Here is a 21009-nt window from a genome sequence, read left to right as displayed (position 1 = left end):
TCAATGCGATTTTTGGTGTAGGTATCAAGGGACAAAAGCTAACACGGATACAGGTGTCCCAGAACCACCCCGTAGACGTAAAATCCCAATGACTAATGTGGTGCCAGTGGGCGATAACCGATCGAGATTTGTCAGATTTTCCAATACAATTCCAGCCTTTTTTAGTACCAGGCGGTTGCTGCTAAAGGTTTCATCTTGGCCTGGATCGACGCCATGAGTATCAATTCCCACGCCAGCGATCGCGCGTTCTTCGACTAAGAATCGGCTAGTTTCAGCCCCAAACCCCGGAAAGTGAAATTTGCCCTTTTCGTCCTGATTTAAAAAAGCTCTTCGATCGCTCCACTCTTCTTGCCAACCCGTGTATAGAAGTACAACAGTGTTAGGGGAGATAGGATGGTATTGCTGTTCCCAGTCGAGGACATCGGCTGTTGTTAAACCATAGTCAAAATTAGCAATGGTTTTGTCGCGGATATCGATAACAATTGCTGGTACAACGAGCGACTGAGCTGGATAACTCTCAATCCCAACCCCATCTTCATAAAAGCTATTCGGTGCGTTGATATGAGTGCCGCTGTGTTCTCCCATCGAGAATCTTCGTAGATAGTAACCATCTTTTTCTAGCTCAGCGACTGGCTCAAATTCAACGAGTGGATCGTTTTGCCAAATAGGTATATTTGGATCGATGACATGACTCAGGTCTACAATTTGGGTGTAATTAATGGTTTTAAGATTATTTGAGTTAGGGTTCATGGCATCTGTTTAATAAACATATCCGACGCCTCAAGGAGTGTCTATAACAATCCTAGTTTAGTTGGGAACTAGCGGTTCAGATACCCGACTTTTCTAAGCATTTGGGTATCTTGCCTTCACAAATCATTTGGACTGCTATATACAAACAAACTTGCCTATTTAGATAGCACCTAATTTTAGTTAGAGCTACTTTTGGCTATTCCAGCAATTCTTGATAATATTGTTCTGTCTCATCGGGAAGAAAAACGGTCGTTCGCATCGCCTTATTTTGGATTTTAAAGGCTTTGGTTATCTGAATGCGACTGAGAAAGTCTAGGTCATGAGAAATTACCAAAATAGCACCTTGATACTCCTCTAACGCTTCCACAATTTGAGTAACGGTTTCCCAATCCAAATTGTTCGTTGGTTCATCCAATACCAGCAATTCAATTTCCGATACACTAATCATCGCCAGGGCAAGTCTTGCTAGCTCCCCTCCACTCAAAACATCGGCTTTTTTATTCACTTCATCATTAAAAAATAAAAAGTGTCCAAGCTGCTGTCTGACAAGTTGATACTCTAGGTTGGGATTAGCTACTTGCAAATTTCCTAAAATTGTATTTTCCCTATCGACAAACTCGTAAGTTTGGTCAAGACATACAACTTTTAAACGGGGAGCAACTGAAACTTTTCCCGATTCAAGAATTGCTGGAGAATTTTCTCGATGAATGCCCAAGACTGCCCTAATTAAGCTTGATTTTCCCGATCCATTAGCCCCAGAAATAGCAACTCGCTCACCGGATGCTATGTGCATCTGTATATTCTTGATGAGAAACTGACTTCCAATCTTCAGATTTGCTCCTTGAATGTCAATTAAGCTTCTCCCCTTTTTACTCCTTTCTTCTTCAAGGCGAACAATGGCAACTGGATTTGTCCTAATTCTGGCAGATTCCAAATTTTGTGTAGCTTTAGCGATAGCCACCTCATGTTTTTTTGAGGCGCTTCCAGCACTTGCTGATGCTCGATTCTCGAAGAATCTTCTTGCAGATTTTCCCATACTTCTATCGTGAGCTTGTTTACGCCCTTCTCTTCGGGATTTTCCTGCCCGTTTCTCTTCTTGCAAAGACGCATCAGTTGCCTGCTTAAGTTCTTTTTTGGCTATTTCTCGCGTCCTCAAAGCTACCTGAAATTCAATTTCTTTTTGTTCCTTGTAGCTGGAAAAGTTACCGCCATAAACCTTCACTCCTAATGGTGTTAACTCCCAGATGGTGTTGACGACTTGATCTAGGAAAAAAGGTTTGTGAGAGACAAGGACAAAAGGTTGTTTCAATTCTTGGAGGAAATGTTTTAGATTCTCCAAAGCTAAGAAATCAAGATGATTCGTGGGTTCATCTAGGAGTAGCACGCTTGGGTTTCTGTATAAACCAATTGCCAGAAGCAGTTTAGTAAGCTCACCGCCACTCAAACTGCTAACGGGTAGCGAAATATCTACTGAAGTTTTTAACTTCGCTTCTAACAGGTTACTAATTTCCCACCAATCCTCTGAAAAATAACTTAAAAAATCAAAAACAGTCGCGCCTTGGGTTGACTGGATAAGGGTGCTAATTTGTGGAAGGTAATAAACCGTACCTTCACGATTCACAGAACCCGAACTAGGCTGAATTTCACCAGCCAAGATTTTGAGCAAGGTTGATTTTCCTACCCCATTAGCACCGACAAGCGCAATTCTATCTCCCTCATTCACTGTGGCTTGAACATTGGTAAATAAGGTTTGGTCGGAAGCGAGTTCGTAGCTAATTTGTTCGGCGGTTAGAAATGATTTTTTTTGCATATATGCTGAATCCTGGGTAATTAGAGTACAGATGATGATTTTTTGTTAGGTTCTTCATGGCTATTTCCAAAATACTGAGTGTTGATAAAAAACGCTGGCAAGTCAACTCACGGCTACACGAATTCAACTGCCTATGCAGAATTGAGGCCTTGAAACTTCCAAGTTTAACTTGGAAGTTTCGAGACTCCACTTCCCAATCCTTACTGGCTGCTCCTAGAAGTTAACGCTTTTTTGCTGGCTAAGATAATGACTTAGCTGCTTAGCGTTTTGGATTGTTTCTTAGAGCTTTATGGATTTTTTTCCATTTTTCCTTCTCGGCTAAAGACGCTTTTTGATCTTGTTTCCGGTGATTGTATTCAAGCTCTTGTTGAAGTTTTCGGTAGTTCCGGAAACGTTGCTTATCTAGAATGCCATCAAGCAAAGCTTGTTGCACTGCACAACCGGGTTCTGCTTCATGTTGGCAATCGCGAAAGCGACACTCTGTAGCAAGCGTATTGATATCAGTAAAGGTTTCCTGAAAGCCTTCACTTCCATTCCACATCTGAATTTCTCGCATTCCCGGAGTGTCCATCAGCAAACCCCCAGAAGGCAAAATAATTAACTCTCGATGTGTTGTGGTGTGGCGGCCTCGATTATCTCCTTTGCGTACTGATTGAACTGCTTGAATGTCCTTTTTAGCTAATTGATTGGTAATCGTCGATTTCCCGACTCCCGAAGAACCAATTAGTGCTACGGTTTGCCCCGTACCGAGATAGGGACTCAAGGCATCGAGTCCTTGGTTCTCAATTGCACTCAAGCTAATAATGGGTACGCTAGGAGCGATCGCTTCTACTTCCGTTTTTCGTTGCTCAACTTCATCGCACAAGTCGGCTTTATTCAGAATGATGACTGGATTCGCTCCACTTTCCCAAACCAAAATTAGATACCGTTCGATTCTTCTAAGATTGAAGTCTAGATCCAATCCCGAAACCAAAAACACCGTATCAATGTTGGTGGCAATTATTTGCTCATCTGTTTGTGCGCCTACAGCTTTTCGAGAAAATTTGCTTTTTCTGGGCAAAATTTCATGGATTTTTGCTCTTTCTTCATCGTCAATAATGCTAACGACTACCCAATCTCCGACCGCTGGAAAATCTGTTCGGGTGTCGGCTTGGTAACGCATTTTCCCCGTTACTTCTGCCGACAATTCTCCTAACTCGGTGTAGAGAAGGTAGGTATTTTTTTGCTCAAGAGCAACTCGACCAACAGTATACCCTTGTTGAAAATAGCTGTCAAAGTTTTTCTCAAAAAAACGATTCCAGCCCAACAACTCTAAATTCATTGAAGTTTCCTCTATGGGTGCGGTTATAGACCGCCAAACTCACAGAGGAATCGCGTAAATTATTCGCGTACATCAGAATAATTAAATGAAAAGCTCTGTGAGGATGGGGTGTTGCGTCTGAATGGTTGTGGCGGTCTTAACGGCTACACGCTCTAACATCACTCTTCCTCCTGAGATACTTTTCAATAATTTCCCGGTCAAGGGAACTGTAGTATGATACTACAACCAGTTGCAATTGGCTGAAGGTAGTTTACAAAACTTACCAACGCACGCCAAACTGTTGTATTCCATCGCGTTGTTCGCTGAGCTTATCTTATTCGCGCTTGTTGTCCTGGGAAATCACCCGATCGGGTGAGTCGGGAGGATGATGATCCTGTTGAGATTTTAGTTCTGCCCTGAAATAAATTACCCTACCCTACCCTTAGGAAAGGCTAACGCAAACGGGAACGCTTACGGCGAACGGGCTAATCGCTAAAGGCTTAAATTTTCTACATATTTTATACATGATGATGAGAGTAGAAATTCTTGAAACGCTGATTAATACCTTACAGCCAATTGATTTTGTTTTTGCTTTCTGGCAAGGAGGTTCGGCTGCACATGGCTATACAGATGAGTGGTCTGACCTCGACATTCAGGTAACTGTTGAAGATGAGCGCGTTGAAGAAACGTTTTCTATTGTAGAAACTGCTCTAGAAACTATTTCTAAAATTCGATTTAAGTTACGAGTTCCCGAACCGACTTGGCATGGTCACTCACAATGCTTTTACCAATTAGAATCAGCAAGTCCGTTCTTAATGATTGATTTTGTGCTAATGAAGCGGAGTAATCCCAATCATTTCCTAGCGTTGGAGCGGCATGGAAATCTAGTCGTTGCATTTGATAAAGCTAATCTTCTTGTTCAGACGAATTTGAATCAAAGCGAACATTTAGAGGAAATGAAAGCAAGATTAGAGATTCTAAGAAGTAAATTTGATTTTCTGCAAGTTTTTGTAAAGAAAGAGATTAATCGTGAGCGGTTTGTGGAAGCGATCGCTAATTATCACAACTACACAATGCAACCTTTAATAGAAGTTTTGGGAATGGTATATCGACCGAACCGATACGATTTTAAAACAAAATACTTTAGCCGAGACTTTCCGCCAGATGTAATCGCTAACGTGTCATCCCTTTATGGCATAGAAAATCTTGCTGACCTTGCTGAAAAACAACAACTTGCCGAGAAGCTTTTTGCTGAAGCTACGCAGCAGGCTGAAACAAAATTATTCGCTCCGCTTTAACAAATGCAAGCTTAGCTGCTAACCGGATAGATGGGACATTCACAGAATTACTCCGCCTCAACCCCCAAATGATTCGTGAAGGTAAGATCCTTGACTTCTCTACGTCGGGGATCTCAAGCGCTGGTTATAACTCAAATAGGATTGCTATATCAGAGTGATGGCTCTCCTTGTGATGAAATTCGTTCGTGTAGAGAAAGCATCATGGAGATGCACCCGAAGCGATCGCCATTTGCCAACGCCTAGACAAGGCGAAAAAGACTTCACTATTTCCGCAAGGGATCGGCCAATTCTGCAACTGACCCCTTCTCAAGGCGCAGCGGCTACGAGAAAACTAGGTTTACAGCCACCAAGCAGGCGTACTTTTCAAAAACTGGTAAGCGATCGCTCCCCGTAAATCTGGATTCCCATAAAACTAAGGGTAATCGAGAACTTCACCCCCCAGGCATCTACCAATGATGGAAATCCTAGCTTACCTCCACACTGCGCTCGCCTACGAAACTGCAACCCGCAGACCCCTCAACCGCTTGGAACGCTACGAACCACTTCCTTTGCCTTTAGGGACAAGCGCGAGATCCAGTGATGTAGCAGCGAATGAGCAGTACGAAATGCAAGCGATAACGGTGCTTCCTTTTTAGATATAGCCATTAATTTTTCGACTCCTACACATAAGCTTCTTCTTAGCCCTCCTTTTTTAAGGGGGTTGGGGGGATCTGATGTGTAGCTTCACAAAAGCGAAATGGAATTAGCGATCGCGTCTTTATCATCACACGCTTACTCATGCCCTCAATAACATGAACAACTTAAATACAATCGAACACTCCCAACGCGATCGCCAAAAATATTCATCCTTGATTCTGCAATCTCTTCCCATTTCACTGGTCATTATCCGCCTCTGCCTAAGCCCTTTGCTATTATGGGATGCCCTTGACGGTACAACCAGTCCCTGGTTCATTTTTAGTTTTGTACTTGCCTTTCTTTCAGATATTTTTGATGGCGCGATCGCCCGTCGAATCGGTGTCAGTACCGCTGCTTTGCGACAAGCCGATAGTTTAGCTGATGTTTGTCTTTATCTATGTATCGGAATTAGTGCATGGTTAGTGCATCCTGATGTAGTTACTAAATTCTCGATACCATTGAGCCTCATAATCTTGATGCAATTAATCTGGTTGGTAGTAAACTTAGCGAAATATGGAAAACCTGCCAGCTATCACACTTATTCAGCCAAAGCTTGGGGAATAACGCTATTCATCACCACAATTGCCCTATTCGTTTTTAATTATGCTGGAGTTACGCTATTGATGATGATTGCTGTAGGTTGCATTCACACGCTAGAAGAAATTGCCATGACACTAATTCTTCCGGATTGGACACACGATGTCTTGAGTATTGTTCATGCGCGAAAGATAGTTTCTTATAAAAAATAGTGCTTTCAACTTAAGAAGATAGGTAGTTGATAAGACTTTTAGAATCCCTGTAGGCGGGTTTCCTGAATATAGCTGCGACTTTAGCCGCCTAGATAATATCAGTGGTTTCAGTTTTTGAAACCACCACTTTAGATGCCCTGATCACAATGTTATAAAAATAGTAGCAAATCTCCCGACAGTATTAAAAGTTGCGGTTATGGCAATCTGATTTTAGTTTTATTTTTATAAAGTGCTTTGAGTGCGTTCAAAATCTAGAAATGCACTCAAAGCCTTGTGCTAACGTGCCTGTAAAACCTAGAAAAAATTTAGTTTGGAACATAGGTTTTTCAGCCACGTCTCAAATGATGGTATGAACTTCAAGCAAACATCAAACTTCTAAACTTTAATTCGAGTGGCTTTGGAGTAGCCTTAATTGTGGAAAGAATGACTCAAATTAAAAATCCTAAAAAATGGCTAGTTGCTACTTTAATTTTATTGACTAGCAGCTTATCTTTATCTTTATGTACTGCTTTAACCTTAAAAGAAGCTGCTGTTGCCGATCCCGTCAAACAAGTATCTAAGAAAGAAAAGTTACCGTCTTCCGTTGCCAATGCCATTTTGCGAATAGCATCTCAACGCACGGGATTACAAGCGTCGCAACTACGCATCATTAAGTATGAACAGATTTACACCAACGGTTGTTTAAATCTGCCGCGTCCGGCTGAAGGCTGCACCAAAATTAATATGCCTGCGTGGGAAGTCACTGTAAAAGCTAGGCAACAAAGCTTAGTTTATCGAAGCGATCGCAACGGCTCCCGGATCAGATTAAATGAAGCTGCTAGCAGCATCGTTGATGCCAAATTGCCTAAATCTGTTGTCAGTGCCGTTTTGCAAGATGCCACCCAAAACTGGGGACTTCCGGCGAACACCGGACGCATTGTGAATGCGAAGCAGACAGGGTGGGCGTATGGTTGCGAAGTTTCGACTTTTCCCCATCCCTGCGATCCAGTTGTCGTGGAGGGCTGGCAAGTCACCGTAGAAAGCGGGCAAAAACGCTGGATTTATAATACTGACAAAGTGGGTTCCCAGGTTCAGCTTTATCAAAGGGAGAGCCAGCCAAACGAGGCGAAAAAATTACCTCCTGCGGTTGCTGAGCAAGTTTTAAAGTTAGCATCCGAGCATTTAACCTTACCAATCTCCCAACTTTTGATTACACAAACTCAACAGCAAACTTGGTCTAATGGCTGTTTAGATCTTCCAAGTCCTGTAGAGCGGTGCATGAGCGCTCAGACACCAGGTTGGCAGGTAACGGTGGAAGGCAAACCGAAGCAATATCAGGTCTATCGTACTGATAAATCTGCTGAGCAAATTAGGACGGAAGCAATAGGCGATATGCCCCCACGCAAAGACTCTTTACCGAATTCCATTGCCAAGGTGGTATTGCAGGATGCTAGTAAGCAATTAAAAGTACCAACTTCTCAGTTATACATCCTCGAAGGTCGAAGTCAGATGTGGTCAAATACCTGTTTTGATTTGCCTGGTACGGAAAATAGCTGCGCTCAAGCAATGGTCGCAGGTTGGCGAGTCGCTGTGGATGGCAACGGGAAAACCTTAGTTTATCGCCTCGATCGATCGGGTTCTCGGTTCAAAGTCGAGTGATTTTGTCGTTGATTTGGGGATTAGGTGGATGCCTAAACCAGGTAGTTAGCTTGATAGTAGGTGCAGGAGCGGATTGTCCTTCAAGGATGGAGACTTGCTGGACACTGACCATATCATCCCTAAAAACAGAGGGAGTAACGATACCCCTGAGAATCTACAGCTACTTCACCGACATTGCCATGATGTAAAAACAGCCCTTCGACGATTGGGATCTTCGGCTAGTAGTGTGCATGACCAGCCGAAGCTCCCCTGAGGAGTCGGAGGAAGCGAAAGTTTAAAGTCCGGTTTTGAAGACAAGTCGGGTTGACGACAACCCGGCTTAGTTTAACTACTTAACTAACGACTCTCGACTACGTCCTGCTACGCTAACAAGCCTCACTTTCACGTCCTGGCTGCCTGACAAATCATTCCGGGTAGGTTGGGTTGAACAGAGTGAAACCCAACAGCAGCCTGTATTTCGTTTAGTTTTGCTCCCGCCTCAAGCCAACCGATGACTCTTCTAAGGGTTTCAAGAGCTTTGGAGAGCCTTGCAGGTTTCACACCATAGTTAGATATTTCAAAAAAAACTAAAGCGTTGTCCCTTCCGCACTAGACTTTTGATCCGTATCAGATTAAATTGAAACTACGGTAACTCTAGCGGGATAGTGGATTTTGCATGGACAACGCTAAAAGACCCAGTAGTGAGCTGACCCTCGCAGGGCAAGTAACTCCTGAGCATTTGCAACCAGCGGATCAACAAAGTTTCCAGGAAGGTTGGTTCAAAAAGCTCAGAGGCGGATTCCTTCTGGTCATTGGATATATGCTGTCACCACTATGTTGGTGGAATGACCTGTTTTTCAATCTGCCAATTGCTTATTTTTTTGGGTATATCTGTAGTTGGCTTTCCCCAGATTTACTTCTGCCTTGCTCAATCGTCGGGTACTGGCTCTCTAACATTGCGGGAATTCTCTTGATGCAAGTAGGGGCTGTGGATGTTTTTAGCAAGGAACCCACAGAGCGTAACTTGAAAAAAGAGTTATTGACAGGTGTAGTCTCCTCAACCGCTTACACTCTGGTCATTCTGGCATTGATACAGTTTAAGATTCTCGATGCTCCTGTCTTATTCCCCGGTGGCTAAGGGGGATTTATGGGCGGCGAATGTTGCTTAATCGCCGCTAGCACTAATGTCAAAGTTTACTTTTAGTTAGAGATTCAGCATTTTAATCGCCTGTATCAGGACAGCAGTATGGACTATCTATTACTACCGTTCCTCAGTTTTGTCGTGGGTATCATTGTGGGTTTAACGGGAATCGGTGGAGCATCTCTGATCACTCCGATGTTGATTTTTGTGTTCCACGTTCCACCTGCGATCGCAGTCAGTTCCGATGTAGTAGCTGCCACCTTGATGAAGGTGATCGGCGGCTTTAAACACTGGAAACAGCAAACGCTTGACCTGCAAGTTGTCAAATGGTTGGCTTGGGGAAGTGTTCCTGGCTCACTAATCGGAGTAGGTATTTTATACCTGATTAAGCTTGATGCAACCTTAGACCTAGATTACATTCTGCTACGTGCGATCGGGTTCATGATACTGCTTGTCACTTTGTTGGGACTCGCACAATTGTCGCTGAAAACTTTTTTCCCGAAGTTGCAGTTACCTGAACCGCCTAAGTTTGACTTAAACACTCAGAGGGGTCGAATTTCGACCCTCAGTGTAGGAGCATTTTTAGGCTGTCTGGTAGGATTAACTAGCGTGTCTTCTGGTGCGATGTTTGCAATTGTGTTGATTACCTTTTTCCGCCTCGACGCGCGTAAATTGGTAGGCACAGATATTTCACAGGCAGCGATTTTATTGGTGTTTACTTCCCTTGGACACCTCTGCCTTGGGACAGTGAATTGGAGTTTAGTATTGCCAATTTGGCTGGGAACAGTACCGGGAGTTTTGCTAGGTGCTAAACTCTGCAAGGTTACTCCTCAAGGCGCGCTCCGGCTGGTAATTTATGTGATTTTAGCAGGGGTAAGTTGGAAGTTAGTTTATCAAGCGTGATCTGAGTTTGATTTAATATCTGATAGTAAAAAGATTTCCCCATCAGGGTGCTACTATCTCAAAAAAAAATAATAAAGAATTTCGGTTTGTACACATTTTAAGCATTTTTTGGTGAATGTTTAGTTCTAATTTTTGGAAGCTGTCTTCATCTTTCCTAAGTTTTCTCGAAAAGCTGCTCGTTGCTTATTGGCGTTCTTTGCTACTCCTATTGATAGGGGTCTGTTTACCAATGCTGGTTTTTGAGGAACTTGCATTAGTAGTATTGCAGAATCAAGGCGGTCTCCCCTGGGATGAAACTCTCCTGCTAGCAGTTCACAAGATAGCACAGCCACAACTAGACGTTTTTGCGGCAACTTTAACCAAGTTCGGAGTATTTTGGGGAGTATTTCCAGTTGCTACTGTAATCTCGTTAGTGTTGCTACGCCTTAAAAAGTGGCGCTCGCTCGCCTATTTACTGACCACGCTACTAGGTAGCATTTTGATTAATCGCACTGCAAAGCTGTTGCTGCATCGAGTGCGCCCCAACCTCTGGGAGTCAATCTCTCCAGAGTTTGATTACGCATTTCCCAGCGGTCATGCAATGTCCAGTATGACCTTGATAGCTGCTTTAGTCATTTTGACCTGGAATAGTAATTGGTGCTGGTTAGTGCTGGCTGTGGGGAGCGTATTCGTATTAGCGATCGGTTGGACGCGAATATATTTAGGGGTTCATTTTCCCAGCGATATTTTAGCAGGATGGATGGTTTCAATTGCTTGGACAATTGGCGTTAGTCTGCTAATCCAACCACATTTAACTAAACCGAGTACTATTCCTGAGGATGAGCTAACTGTGGATGAAGAGGAATCAATAGCCCAAGGTTAACAAGCCCAAGGTTAACACCATCGCAAAGAAATTATGGCATTGCTGATTTGGGTGATATCGTTTTAAGCTGATCTGCTGCGCCATCTTGATTTTTTGTAGAACGGCGTTCTAGATAGCAAATGAAAGACACCAAAGCTGGAAGACACAGATTAATCGTCATTAGCCGAACTAGATGACCTGCGGTTACAATCTCAACATTGTGATGCAAAGCTAGAGAGATTAATATCATTTCTGGAGATCCGCCTGGAGATGTCACCAGCAAACACGTTAGCCAGTCCCAGGGCGAGATCAACGTAGCAATTCCTGCTGAGATGAATCCTGCCAAAAAGGTCATGGCTACAGGAACCGAGGCATACGCTACTGTAAGCTTTCCCAGCTTTGGGTTCATTCCCCAATATTCACCGATTGTAATTCCCAGTAGAATTTGACCAATTAAATTAAATAAAGGGGGTAGATTAAAATCGATATGAGATAAAAATGGCAGTGAATCTAGCAACGAATCAAAACCAACCCCGACTATTATTGAACACAAGAAACCAGCAACAGGGATTTTTAAATAACTGCCTATTTTAACTGTCAATAATGTTACAAATAGTAACAAAAATAGTAAAAATAAATAGTTGAAATTTATGACAAATAAATTTTCAGTAACGGAATGAATTATCGCGTTGATGTCATGTGCGTTAGAAACATTAGCAACAAGCGGTATAACAATAATAATTGCCGTAAAGCGTATTAACTGAACGAGAGAAACAAGTGAAATATTTCTACCATAGTCTGCTGCTATACTTGCCATGATTCCTATATTTCCGGGAACCGTAGCAAGCATGGCAGTTAGCAAATCTGTTTTTTCAATGCGTGAATATATATAACCAATAATTCCACCACAAAACATTAAAAATAATGCTAAGAATAGAAAGATATGTAATTGGGAATAAATAGTTATTAGATTACTTTGCTTAAGAGAAAATCCTACAGTAAGACCAACAATAATTTGTCCAAATTTCCTTGAGTTGCGATTAGGCTTAGCTTGATTGTTATATCGACGATAAAAATAAAAGACCAAGGCACCAGCAGCAATACCCCCAAGTATCCAAGACCCTCCACCTGCCCCAAGTGCAATAAAAGTTAGACCACTTAGTAAACCAATAATTATTTCTATACCAACAATTAAACAAGTGGTCGTCAATTTACTAAGTGTAGATTTATCCAAACTTATTTTGCTCACAAAATCTCCAATCTTTAATCATTACTTTCTTATGCGTTGAAGTGCAAAGATTATCCAAAAATGCTTATAAAAAGCGCATTACTTACACCTTGCAGCCTATCTTAAAAATAACTGACGGTGCAACATATATGCGTAGCCTGTAGCCAGGTCTAACGCATTACTTCTGAGTTTATATGCGTTATAAAAACTCTAAAAATGACTTTTAAAGGTAGGCTCTCTTCAGGGTTACTTAAATAAAATCTCAGTTAATCAAGGATGACACCATTTAATGATTCAACTGGAACTGTGAAGACGTAGTAGATAACCCCAGCTCCCAAGGTGAGTACGGCAAGGCTAAATAAAATCACCCAGCGATCCGCAGGTTCGTATGTATCCTCGTCAATGTCATGACGAACCGCGAAGTAGTGCTGGGTTGACAGCAATACCGTTACCAAACCAACTAAGGAGAACACTAATCCTAACTTCCACCCATTACCAGGAGGTTGAGGCGCAAGGGGTGGACGGAGGAGACGAAGGCGCACGATCAAAACACCAAATCCCATCAGCGCGATCGCACTCCGCATCCATGCTAAGTAGGTGCGTTCGTTTGCCAAATGATCCCGCACTCGCTCAGAAGTCCGTCGTTTCGGCGTCTCTAATTTTTCTGTACTCCCATTTATCGGCTTAAACATAAACAATAGCTGCACAAAATACTACCCTCAATTATCAGTTTAGATGTACAAACAAAACAAGCTTTCTCCCTTCAGAAGCACTTTGATCCGGAACCCGATATTCCGAAAAATTTTATGAAGTCTATTAGCCAGAGTATGATAGCTGTTCAACCGTTTACTTTTGGTAGCTTTTCATACCCTGGCTGTCATCCTGCTACTCTTTAGAGGAAAAACACCTAAAGTGCTTTCGCAGGCGTGAAAAATTTAATCCTCGATTGGTGCGTTAGGAGTTTGCGCTTCCACATCTGCTGACGACAAGTTAGGAACAGACCATGTACCCTCACCTGCTTTGAAAACTTTCGCAGCAGGAACGTTGAATTCAACTGCACCAGTTTCTGGATTGGTTTTAGCGACTAATTGGGTTCCAGCTACTATTTTGAGAGCTACAGGCTCCCCTAAATCTTGCCCTTGGGTGTCACCAGGAGTTAAGCCAGCTACTTTGACACCACTTGGCAAGTAAACGCCATCACAGTTCCAATCATCGTCCGTGACTTTGCCATTTCCCAAGTAGTAGAGAGTACTTGCTTCGGAAAAGTTAGATTTATTGGGTTTATGAGCATAGACCGCTAACGTTTTCCCAGTTTCATTGCGGCACTGCCCCCAGTCTGCCGCTGTCTCTAAGATATATTTTTGCAGTTGCAACTCACCGAGTTTCTGCTGAATTTCCTCAGGTGTATAGTCGGATTGATCCGGTGCGTCTTTTGCCTTTAAGAGGCTGTCAAGAGATTGAGTTACCTCTGTGTAGTCAGGACTCAGGGTAAGTTTCGGTCTGTCTGCCAAAGAAGGTTGAGCGATCGCCAAATTGACCAGAAATACTAATGCTACCAGAGCGATTTTGAACAGTTTCATGAACTTTCTCCTTGCGAGATTCCGAGTTTTTCCAACTCGATGTTTGGGTTTATGGTTGGAAAATTTTTAAGGGTAGACCTTTAGCAAAAAAGGTTTTTATTAAATTGCAGATACTGGTAAATGGTCTGCTAAGCTAAAACTGACACTTATTGGAACGACGGTAAGAGTTGATAGCTACCACTTTCAACCAGAATAAAAATTCCTAAGCCAATTAACACAAATGGGACGATTCTCTTACCGTAGCGAGTGAAAAGGTGAGCAACAACCGAATGGCGGGTTAATTGGTAGGCGACATAACACCAAACTCCAACCAACACAAAAAACACGCTTAAAATTACTCCCAAACTAGCCAGATTGCTACTAGCGAACAACGGTACATATATCCCGATATTGTCACCCCCATTAGCAAATGTAACAGCTGCGACGTGATAAGTCTGAGGAGTAAGAAAACTAGCGAGAGTTGACATCACTGAGGAACTAGCTTTTGAGCTATTGAATTCATCTGATACTGTCTGGACTTCGTTTTCATCTTTTTCCCAATTGACTAATTGATTCACTCCAATAACAATGGGAACCAGACCTAGTAAGCCAATCCAAGCTTTTGGCAGAATTAAGCCACCAAAGAAACCCGGAAGACTAGCGGCAATTAATACAGTGAATCCAAGATACTTACCTACAACAATATGTTTGGTGCGGAAGGTAGAATTTACCTGGGCGAAGAATAGCATCAAGATCACAATGTCATCAATGTTAGTTGCTACAAAGGATGTAACTCCGGCAATGATTGCTTGTGCAAACCAACTCATGACACTGCGATCGCAACCTCCTCAATTTTTCTCCACTTCAGGCGTTGAGCAGATTTCCGCCTCAGATACCTGCTCATTACTTCTGCCGAGAGTCAGCAAACAGAGACAACTGGTTACTAAAGTCAGGACGAGCAAGCCCCGATTTTCCAGCGTGTGACTGTCTACTAAAATTAAAACACCTAACCCAATTAAGACAAAGGGAACGAGTTGATTGCCGTACCGAGTTAGGGTCTGAGCGATCGCAGGTAAACGGGTTAATTGGTAAGCGGTGTAGCACCAAACTCCCACCAGCGAGAAGAATACCCCCAGAATCGCCAGAAGACCCTCCCAGGTACTACTCGCAAACAACGGCACATAGATACCGATGTTGTCACCCCCATTCGCAAATGTAACGGCTGCCACGCTATAAGTTTGTGGAGATAAAAAACTCGTAAACCAAGATTTCTCAGGTGGTTCTACTTTTTCCTCGCCTTCCGATTCATCCGTGTCTTGATTGAGTAAGCGACTGATTCCAATTGCAATCGGGAGAATGCCTAACAAACCAATCCAAGGGCGCGGCAATATTAGGGTACCAAAAAAACTGGGAAGGCTAGCGAGGACTAATGCACCAAAACCCAGATACTGACCAGCCACAATATGGCGACGTCGGAATACCGCATTCACTTGCGAGAAAAACAGCAACAAAATCACGATGTCATCAAGGTTGGTGGCTGTGAAGGCAGTGAATCCAAGGGGGATTGCCGTGATTATTTCGCTCATTTTTGCGTGTCCTTAAGGTTTGTAGATGCGTTGTCCAAACTAGCTTCAAAATTCATCATCTGCGATCGCCTCTGGTATCACCACCGAACTAGGGGTCGCAAACTTGGCATGAATCTCTTCAATCCCCCGCTCCATTGAACTGACAATTTCTGGAGAGCGGAATCTTTGAATGACAAACCATCCACACGTAACTATCAGGTACATCAAAAACAGGTAAGGAAACGCATCGTAAGGCGCTTCTGGAACTGGGAAAAGGCTGCTACCTGGAATCCCCACGCTTCCAAGAACGGGAATCATCATAAACCCAACTGCCAGAATAGAGAACACTACATGATGTAGACGGAGCTTTCTAATCTTGTGCAGGTAAACAGGTGCAGCGATGGAAATCAAGGTGTAAACCGTTAAAAACCCGTAGCTACAGATAGCTCCCAAGTAGCCCATACTGTCAAACAGCTTGACATGAAACAGGGACATCGAAGCAGGCACAAGAAATACAATCAGCGAACACAGCGTAACAGCAATGTGGGGTGTCCGGTTCGATGAGTGAGATAAACCCAACGAAGACGGAAATAAACCGTGACGTGCCATCGTAAAAAATACTCTGGCTGCTGGATTAATACTACCAAGGACACAGGCAAAGAAGCTAAACAGGGCGCTGAAGGCAACCAAGGTTCCTAAAAAACCTACTCCCGCTTGTTGCGCTAGAAAACCCAGCGGTTCTTCCGTAGTGGTAATGGAAACTCCAGTTCCGCTAAAACCCAGCACTTCAATGTAAGTCATCGAAATGAAGAATAAACCTGCCAGGGTAGTACTCCCCAAAACTGCTCTGGGGATCGTTTTTAAGGGGTCTTTTGCTTCATCACCCAGAGATGTAGCACTTTCAAAGCCAGAGAAACTAAACATCACTAGGACAAGCCCCATTGCGACGCTACCTGGAGTTACGCCTTGCAAGGTTAATTGGGACATATCTAATGCAAAGCCTTTGTGCGCCCAAATGATTATTCCTAAGACGCCAATCAGGGCAAGGGAAGCTCCCTCCATCCACAGCATCGCCATTGCTGATAGCTGGATATCTTTATATGCTGCATACCAGGCAACCCCTGCACCGAGTGCCAGCAGCGTAATCGTCGAGGGATGAATACCCAAGTGACCAATCAAGATACTGCTAAAGTTGGCAAAGCCACACAAAACTGACATTCCTGTAAACAAGTAAGCCAGAACCAAACTCCAACCGCAAATTACACCTGCTGTCGGGCCTAATCCTTTGACGATGTAAGAGTAGAGCGAACCGGGAGAAGCCGAGCGGCTGGCAAATTGATTGATGTTAATACTAACCAGCACTAAACCAATCATGCCGATGAGAAAACTTAGCCAGGTGCCATTGCCGGAAAGTACGACGATCAATCCTATATTTGAGGCGGGTATTGTTGTGGGTGCAATGACCGCAAAGGATTGAGCAAGAACTTCTCCAAAGGGAAGACAGTTTGGCTTTAAGCCGCGATCGCTTTGATTTAGTCGTCTTTCACTCGTCATTTAGAGACTCCCTTCATACAGATTTGCCAATTCGGTGCGGCTAGCCGAATCTAACCGCTAGGCTTTGTCTGGGTAAGGCTTGATTGCAATGAATATATGTTTTCAATCTACGCAGCCAAATTAATAAAAGCAAATACTTTTTTTTGTTGAAAGGATAACTTAAAGTGATTGATAGCTTGATATAGACAGCTAGAGGTGCTTAAGGAGCCTTAAAAAGTAGAGATGACATTTGAACAATTACGAATTTTTCTAGCGGTGGCAGAACATCTGCACTTTACCCGTGCGGCGGAAGAACTGTATATTACCCAACCTGCGGTTAGTGCCGCGATCCAAAGCTTGGAACAGCAATACAGCGTGAAACTGTTCCATCGCGTTGGTCGCCACATCGAGATCGCGGAGGCGGGAAAGCTGCTACAGGTGGAAGCAAAGAAGATTCTCGATCAGGTGGCTTTGACTGAGCGAGGTTTGCGCGAATTAAACAATTTACAACGGGGCGAGTTGAAATTGGGTGCGAGTCTCACGATTGGCAACTACTGGCTACCCAACAAAATTAGTCAATTTAAAACCCAATATCCTGGCATTTTTGTTAACTGTACTCTGGGCAATGCAGAAGAAATTTGCGAAGGGACAGCAACGGGACTATTTGATTTAGGTTTAATCACAGGAGAAGTAAAACCATCCCTACAGAGTTGCTTAGAGCAAGAGAGAGTAGGGAGCGATCGCTTACAAATCGTCGTGGGAAAGTCTCACCCCTGGTTTGAGCTTGCTGAGATTTCTCTAACAGAACTTTCTACAACCAGTTGGGTAATGCGAGAGCCAGGCTCCGGAGCGCAACAAATGTTTGAGCAAGCTTTGCAAAATTGGGGAATCGCTCCTACCCAGTTCAATGTAGTTTTAGTATTGAACAGTAGCGAGATGGTGAAGGCAGTGGTTGAAGGCGGTGTCGGTGCAGCTGCGATTCCAGAATTGATGGTGCAAAAAGAACTACAACTCTCTACACTGCACGCAGTTAAAGTTGTAGATGATAGGACAAGAGCGAAGACGAAACTGGAAATCGTCCAGCCTGTCTTGAAGCTGAAGCATCAACAACGGTTTCAGACTCGCGTTTCAATTGCTTTTGAACAGATGTTAACTGTATTTACAACACTATCTACAATATTTTAATCAATTTTAGTTAGGCTTTACAAATTTACTTAAATCCAACAATTTTGTAGAGTTTTCGACAATTAGCGGCAGCTTTCCATCCCATTTCTCTATTGCTTGCCTTTGCAATAATTCTGGAGTTAAATTTTCACGTAACACCCTATCCGCTTCTGCTTCTCCTCTGGCTAAATTAACCTGTGCTTCTGCCTGTTGTAATGTTTTTAAGGTTATAAAGCCTGCACGTTTTGCGTCCTGTTCGGCAATCTGTTTCGCCTCCACAGCATCGCTAAATCGCTTGGAAAAGTGGACATGGACTAGGGAGATATCATCAACTCCAATGTGATAGCTAGCCAGTCGTGTAGTTAATGAATCGTCTACGCCCGCTTTTACTTCTCCTCGCTTTGTAATAATTTCTTCAGCAGTGTACTGTGCCATTACTGCTTTTAATACTTCTTCTACTGCTGGATTTATAATTTTTTCTATAACTAGGTTCTCGTTCCCAATTTGTTGATAAATAGCATTCGCTTCCTCTGGAATAATGTGCCAGTTGAGAGCTACATCGGTGAAAACATCTTGAAGATCCTTCGAGGAAGCTTCAGCAGAACTTTCCTGTTTTTGTACTCGAACGCTCAATTTTTGGACGGTATTAACGATAGGAATAATGAAGTGTATTCCTTCGTCTAATACTCTCGGCTGCACTTTACCAAACTGCATTAATACACCCCGTTCTCCAGCATCTACAATCACAACAGGAGTAAGGGAAATCACGACTAATAATAAAAATAAAATTAGTTTACCGCCATTGGGAAGAGCTTTAAATTTTTTCATGGTCGAGGGGTAAATGGCAACTTTACTAAAGTATCAGCGAACTTTCGTAGATGTACTTAATCTCAAATAATCTCACCTTATATCGAGTCAGCAGGTCTAACGTTTGACAAATCTGCCATTAGAGAGATGTTGGTTTTGATAACTTGGCAAGTTGAACCCCTCGCCATTTGCTAGTTCCCCAATCTTTAATATTTTTGTACTCAGATGATTAAGCGGAGTGCCAAACTACGGTAATGGAATCGATAAACCGTAGTTTATATCGAAAGGGACACTTGCCGTGAGAATTGTTGTTGAAAACGTATCCAAGCAGTTCGGCAGTTTCAAAGCGGTTAACGAAGTTAGCTGACAAGTGTCCAACATGGCGGGTCGGGTTTGTGTTGCAGCACTATACTCGCTCTCACGCTCAAGTGCGTGAGAGCGAGAGCCTTTGGTCTACAAATTCGCAATGCACTGAAAGCGAGAACCCAAACGCGAGTAGAACAACTACTAGAGTTGGTGCAATTGAACGGAATGGGCGATCGCTATCCCTTTCAACTCTCTGGAGGTCAGCGCCAACGAGTAGCACTGGCACCCCAGCACAGATTACAGATTTGACTCAATACATTTCGGTTCAGGTTTTGACCGATTGCAACCCAAGCGACCAGAAATTCTTAGTAATCTAAGTATTGGAACGGAAGTCCTTACTTAGTTGATTCGACCAAATCTTTATAATCATTTTTAGTCTGTGCCTTTCGTAAAACAATCCGAGAGCAGATGATGAGATTGGATGAATTTATACAGTTGATGGAACAGGAAAGATGTCCTGAGTCTATACCTCAAGCATTGCAGGCACTGTGGTACGACAAAAAAGGAGATTGGGACAAAGCTCATCAAATTGTGCAAAATGCCAGTGATGCTGACAGCGCTTGGGTTCACGCCTACCTACATCGGAAAGAAGGCGACAACAGCAATGCCCGTTACTGGTATCGGCACACCGGACGACCAGAGTTTCAAGGCGACCTAAACCAAGAATGGCAGCAGATCGCTGAAGATGTGCTAGAGCGTTGCAAACCGCAATGATTTGATGGGATGGGCAACAGGAGCGCGATCGCCCCTAGAGGTTTCGGGATCTCATTACTTCACTCCGAAAGAAGCATTCGTTCAACCGGCAACGCCTGCTAGGGTAGTGATAATGAGCGATCTAGATCGATACTACAAAGTGCTGGGACTAGAGCCTGGAGCCTCACTTGATGAAGTGAACCAGGCTTATAGGGATTTGGCTTTTATTTGGCACCCCGATCGCATCCCGAAAGATAACCCTCGGTTACAGCAAAAGGCTCAAGAAAAACTGAAAGAGATTAATCAGGCACGCGATCGCTTGCGCTCAGTTCGACCCGGCGAAAAGAACCGAAATCCCGAACCTCCGGCACGCGATCGCGCTCATCCACCGAGTTCTTATTATCAATCTAGTTACTCCTATCAATCACCGCCTCAATCACCCCCTCAATCTCACCCTCAGGCTCCTAAGCAGCAGTCCGACTTGAGCGGAGCCAACTTGAGCGGAGCTAATCTCAAAGAAAAGGACTTGTCTGGAAGAAATTTGAGCAATGCCAACCTCAGCAACGCCAACTTAAGCGATGCCTTCCTGCATAAAGTGAATCTTCAGGGAGCCAACCTGGAAAAAGCGAATCTTTTTAGAGCCAACCTGTTGCAAGCGAAGCTAAACAACGCTAACTTGCGAGAAGCTAACTTGATTGGAGCCGACCTCAGTGGAGCCGATTTGAGGGGAGCCGATTTGAGGGGAGCTAAGGTTGGGTCGCAAGACCGAGTCCTGGTTAAACTGACTGGAGCGAACTTAGCAGGAGCCATCCTACCCGATGGCAGCATCCACGGTTAGGAAGCAGCGATACATCCTATTTGACCTTACCCCGTAAGCAGGGAGAGGAGAAGCTAGCCCCGTTTAGCTCAGCGTTTAGCTCAACAAAAAGGCAAAGAAATAGCCGCCTCTGCGTGAATGTCGAGGGGGTTGGGGGGTGAGGTTCCGGCTAACCCTACCTCCTTCCCGCTCT

Annotated in this window: 21 protein-coding genes and 1 pseudogene; 12 read left to right on the top strand and 10 right to left on the bottom strand. The window is 43.5% G+C overall.

Annotation, left to right across the window (positions count from 1 at the left end; translation table 11 throughout):
* Positions 1-24 precede the first annotated feature (24 nt).
* The 3 genes from NDI33_RS22845 to rsgA all read right to left on the bottom strand — a co-directional run bounded on the left by NDI33_RS22845 (position 25) and on the right by rsgA (position 3881).
* The gene (locus tag NDI33_RS22845) at positions 25-750 is read right to left on the bottom strand and encodes a cyclase family protein (protein WP_190676194.1); all 726 of its coding nucleotides are present in this window, start codon (positions 748-750) and stop codon (positions 25-27) included.
* A gap of 196 nt (positions 751-946) precedes the next feature.
* The gene (gene abc-f, locus NDI33_RS22840) at positions 947-2560 is read right to left on the bottom strand and encodes a ribosomal protection-like ABC-F family protein (RefSeq protein ID WP_190676192.1); all 1614 of its coding nucleotides are present in this window, start codon (positions 2558-2560) and stop codon (positions 947-949) included.
* A gap of 259 nt (positions 2561-2819) precedes the next feature.
* Positions 2820-3881, bottom strand: coding sequence for a ribosome small subunit-dependent GTPase A (gene rsgA, locus NDI33_RS22835; RefSeq protein ID WP_190412269.1), 1062 nt, complete (start codon positions 3879-3881; stop codon positions 2820-2822).
* A 503-nt stretch (positions 3882-4384) separates the two neighbouring features.
* Here rsgA and NDI33_RS22830 point away from each other — a divergent pair.
* From NDI33_RS22830 to NDI33_RS22795, 8 genes are all read left to right on the top strand, one after another.
* The gene (locus NDI33_RS22830; protein ID WP_242033158.1) at positions 4385-5158 is read left to right on the top strand and encodes a nucleotidyltransferase domain-containing protein; all 774 of its coding nucleotides are present in this window, start codon (positions 4385-4387) and stop codon (positions 5156-5158) included.
* A gap of 452 nt (positions 5159-5610) precedes the next feature.
* Positions 5611-5793: a hypothetical protein gene (locus NDI33_RS22825; RefSeq protein WP_190412268.1), complete on the top strand. Its 183-nt coding sequence runs from the start codon at positions 5611-5613 to the stop codon at positions 5791-5793.
* 156 nt (positions 5794-5949) lie between these two features.
* A complete protein-coding gene (locus NDI33_RS22820) occupies positions 5950-6582 on the top strand; it encodes a CDP-alcohol phosphatidyltransferase family protein (protein ID WP_242033157.1) in 633 nt (210 codons plus the stop codon).
* Between the two features lie 423 nt (positions 6583-7005).
* Positions 7006-8220 (top strand): hypothetical protein, encoded by a 1215-nt coding sequence (locus NDI33_RS22815; protein WP_190676188.1) that lies wholly within the window; start codon positions 7006-7008, stop codon positions 8218-8220.
* Positions 8221-8293: 73 nt separating this feature from the next.
* The gene (locus tag NDI33_RS22810) at positions 8294-8473 is read left to right on the top strand and encodes an HNH endonuclease (RefSeq protein WP_190676186.1); all 180 of its coding nucleotides are present in this window, start codon (positions 8294-8296) and stop codon (positions 8471-8473) included.
* A gap of 402 nt (positions 8474-8875) precedes the next feature.
* On the top strand, positions 8876-9337 hold the full coding sequence (locus tag NDI33_RS22805; protein ID WP_190676184.1) for a hypothetical protein: 462 nt from the start codon (positions 8876-8878) through the stop codon (positions 9335-9337).
* A 108-nt stretch (positions 9338-9445) separates the two neighbouring features.
* Positions 9446-10243: a sulfite exporter TauE/SafE family protein gene (locus NDI33_RS22800; RefSeq protein WP_190676182.1), complete on the top strand. Its 798-nt coding sequence runs from the start codon at positions 9446-9448 to the stop codon at positions 10241-10243.
* A 115-nt stretch (positions 10244-10358) separates the two neighbouring features.
* Positions 10359-11105 (top strand): phosphatase PAP2 family protein, encoded by a 747-nt coding sequence (locus tag NDI33_RS22795; protein WP_190412263.1) that lies wholly within the window; start codon positions 10359-10361, stop codon positions 11103-11105.
* A gap of 31 nt (positions 11106-11136) precedes the next feature.
* Here NDI33_RS22795 and NDI33_RS22790 read toward each other — a convergent pair whose 3' ends face one another.
* From NDI33_RS22790 to NDI33_RS22765, 6 genes are all read right to left on the bottom strand, one after another.
* The gene (locus NDI33_RS22790; RefSeq protein ID WP_190676179.1) at positions 11137-12318 is read right to left on the bottom strand and encodes an AbrB family transcriptional regulator; all 1182 of its coding nucleotides are present in this window, start codon (positions 12316-12318) and stop codon (positions 11137-11139) included.
* A 260-nt stretch (positions 12319-12578) separates the two neighbouring features.
* On the bottom strand, positions 12579-13004 hold the full coding sequence (locus NDI33_RS22785) for a DUF202 domain-containing protein (protein ID WP_190412261.1): 426 nt from the start codon (positions 13002-13004) through the stop codon (positions 12579-12581).
* A gap of 243 nt (positions 13005-13247) precedes the next feature.
* Positions 13248-13892 (bottom strand): hypothetical protein, encoded by a 645-nt coding sequence (locus NDI33_RS22780; RefSeq protein ID WP_190529685.1) that lies wholly within the window; start codon positions 13890-13892, stop codon positions 13248-13250.
* Positions 13893-14038: 146 nt separating this feature from the next.
* Complete coding sequence (locus NDI33_RS22775) at positions 14039-14698, bottom strand: cadmium resistance transporter (RefSeq protein WP_190430925.1); 660 nt, start codon at positions 14696-14698, stop codon at positions 14039-14041.
* A 21-nt stretch (positions 14699-14719) separates the two neighbouring features.
* Positions 14720-15457, bottom strand: a complete 738-nt coding sequence (locus NDI33_RS22770) for a cadmium resistance transporter (RefSeq protein ID WP_190676177.1) — start codon at positions 15455-15457, stop codon at positions 14720-14722.
* A gap of 45 nt (positions 15458-15502) precedes the next feature.
* Positions 15503-16990 carry an APC family permease gene (locus NDI33_RS22765; RefSeq protein ID WP_190676175.1) on the bottom strand — a complete coding sequence of 496 codons (1488 nt, stop codon included), beginning with the start codon at positions 16988-16990 and terminating at the stop codon, positions 15503-15505.
* A 222-nt stretch (positions 16991-17212) separates the two neighbouring features.
* On the opposite strand from NDI33_RS22765, the gene NDI33_RS22760 reads away from it, so the two are divergent.
* A complete protein-coding gene (locus NDI33_RS22760) occupies positions 17213-18154 on the top strand; it encodes a LysR substrate-binding domain-containing protein (protein WP_190412256.1) in 942 nt (313 codons plus the stop codon).
* Between the two features lie 6 nt (positions 18155-18160).
* Here NDI33_RS22760 and NDI33_RS22755 read toward each other — a convergent pair whose 3' ends face one another.
* Positions 18161-18961 (bottom strand): prohibitin family protein, encoded by an 801-nt coding sequence (locus NDI33_RS22755; RefSeq protein ID WP_190676173.1) that lies wholly within the window; start codon positions 18959-18961, stop codon positions 18161-18163.
* Positions 18962-19326: 365 nt separating this feature from the next.
* Between NDI33_RS22755 and NDI33_RS22750 the strand changes: the two are divergent.
* The 3 genes and pseudogenes from NDI33_RS22750 to NDI33_RS22740 form a co-directional block, all read left to right on the top strand.
* Positions 19327-19531 (top strand): annotated as a pseudogene (locus NDI33_RS22750) (ATP-binding cassette domain-containing protein); the annotation flags it as partial.
* A 186-nt stretch (positions 19532-19717) separates the two neighbouring features.
* The gene (locus NDI33_RS22745; protein WP_190676209.1) at positions 19718-20020 is read left to right on the top strand and encodes a hypothetical protein; all 303 of its coding nucleotides are present in this window, start codon (positions 19718-19720) and stop codon (positions 20018-20020) included.
* 112 nt (positions 20021-20132) lie between these two features.
* Positions 20133-20837: a pentapeptide repeat-containing protein gene (locus NDI33_RS22740; RefSeq protein WP_190676207.1), complete on the top strand. Its 705-nt coding sequence runs from the start codon at positions 20133-20135 to the stop codon at positions 20835-20837.
* Positions 20838-21009 lie beyond the last annotated feature (172 nt).

Source organism: Trichocoleus sp. DQ-A1, from assembly GCF_039961955.1.
In the GTDB taxonomy this organism is placed as follows: Bacteria; Cyanobacteriota; Cyanobacteriia; order Cyanobacteriales; family FACHB-T130; genus FACHB-T130.
This window is presented reverse-complemented; position numbering and strand designations above follow the sequence as displayed.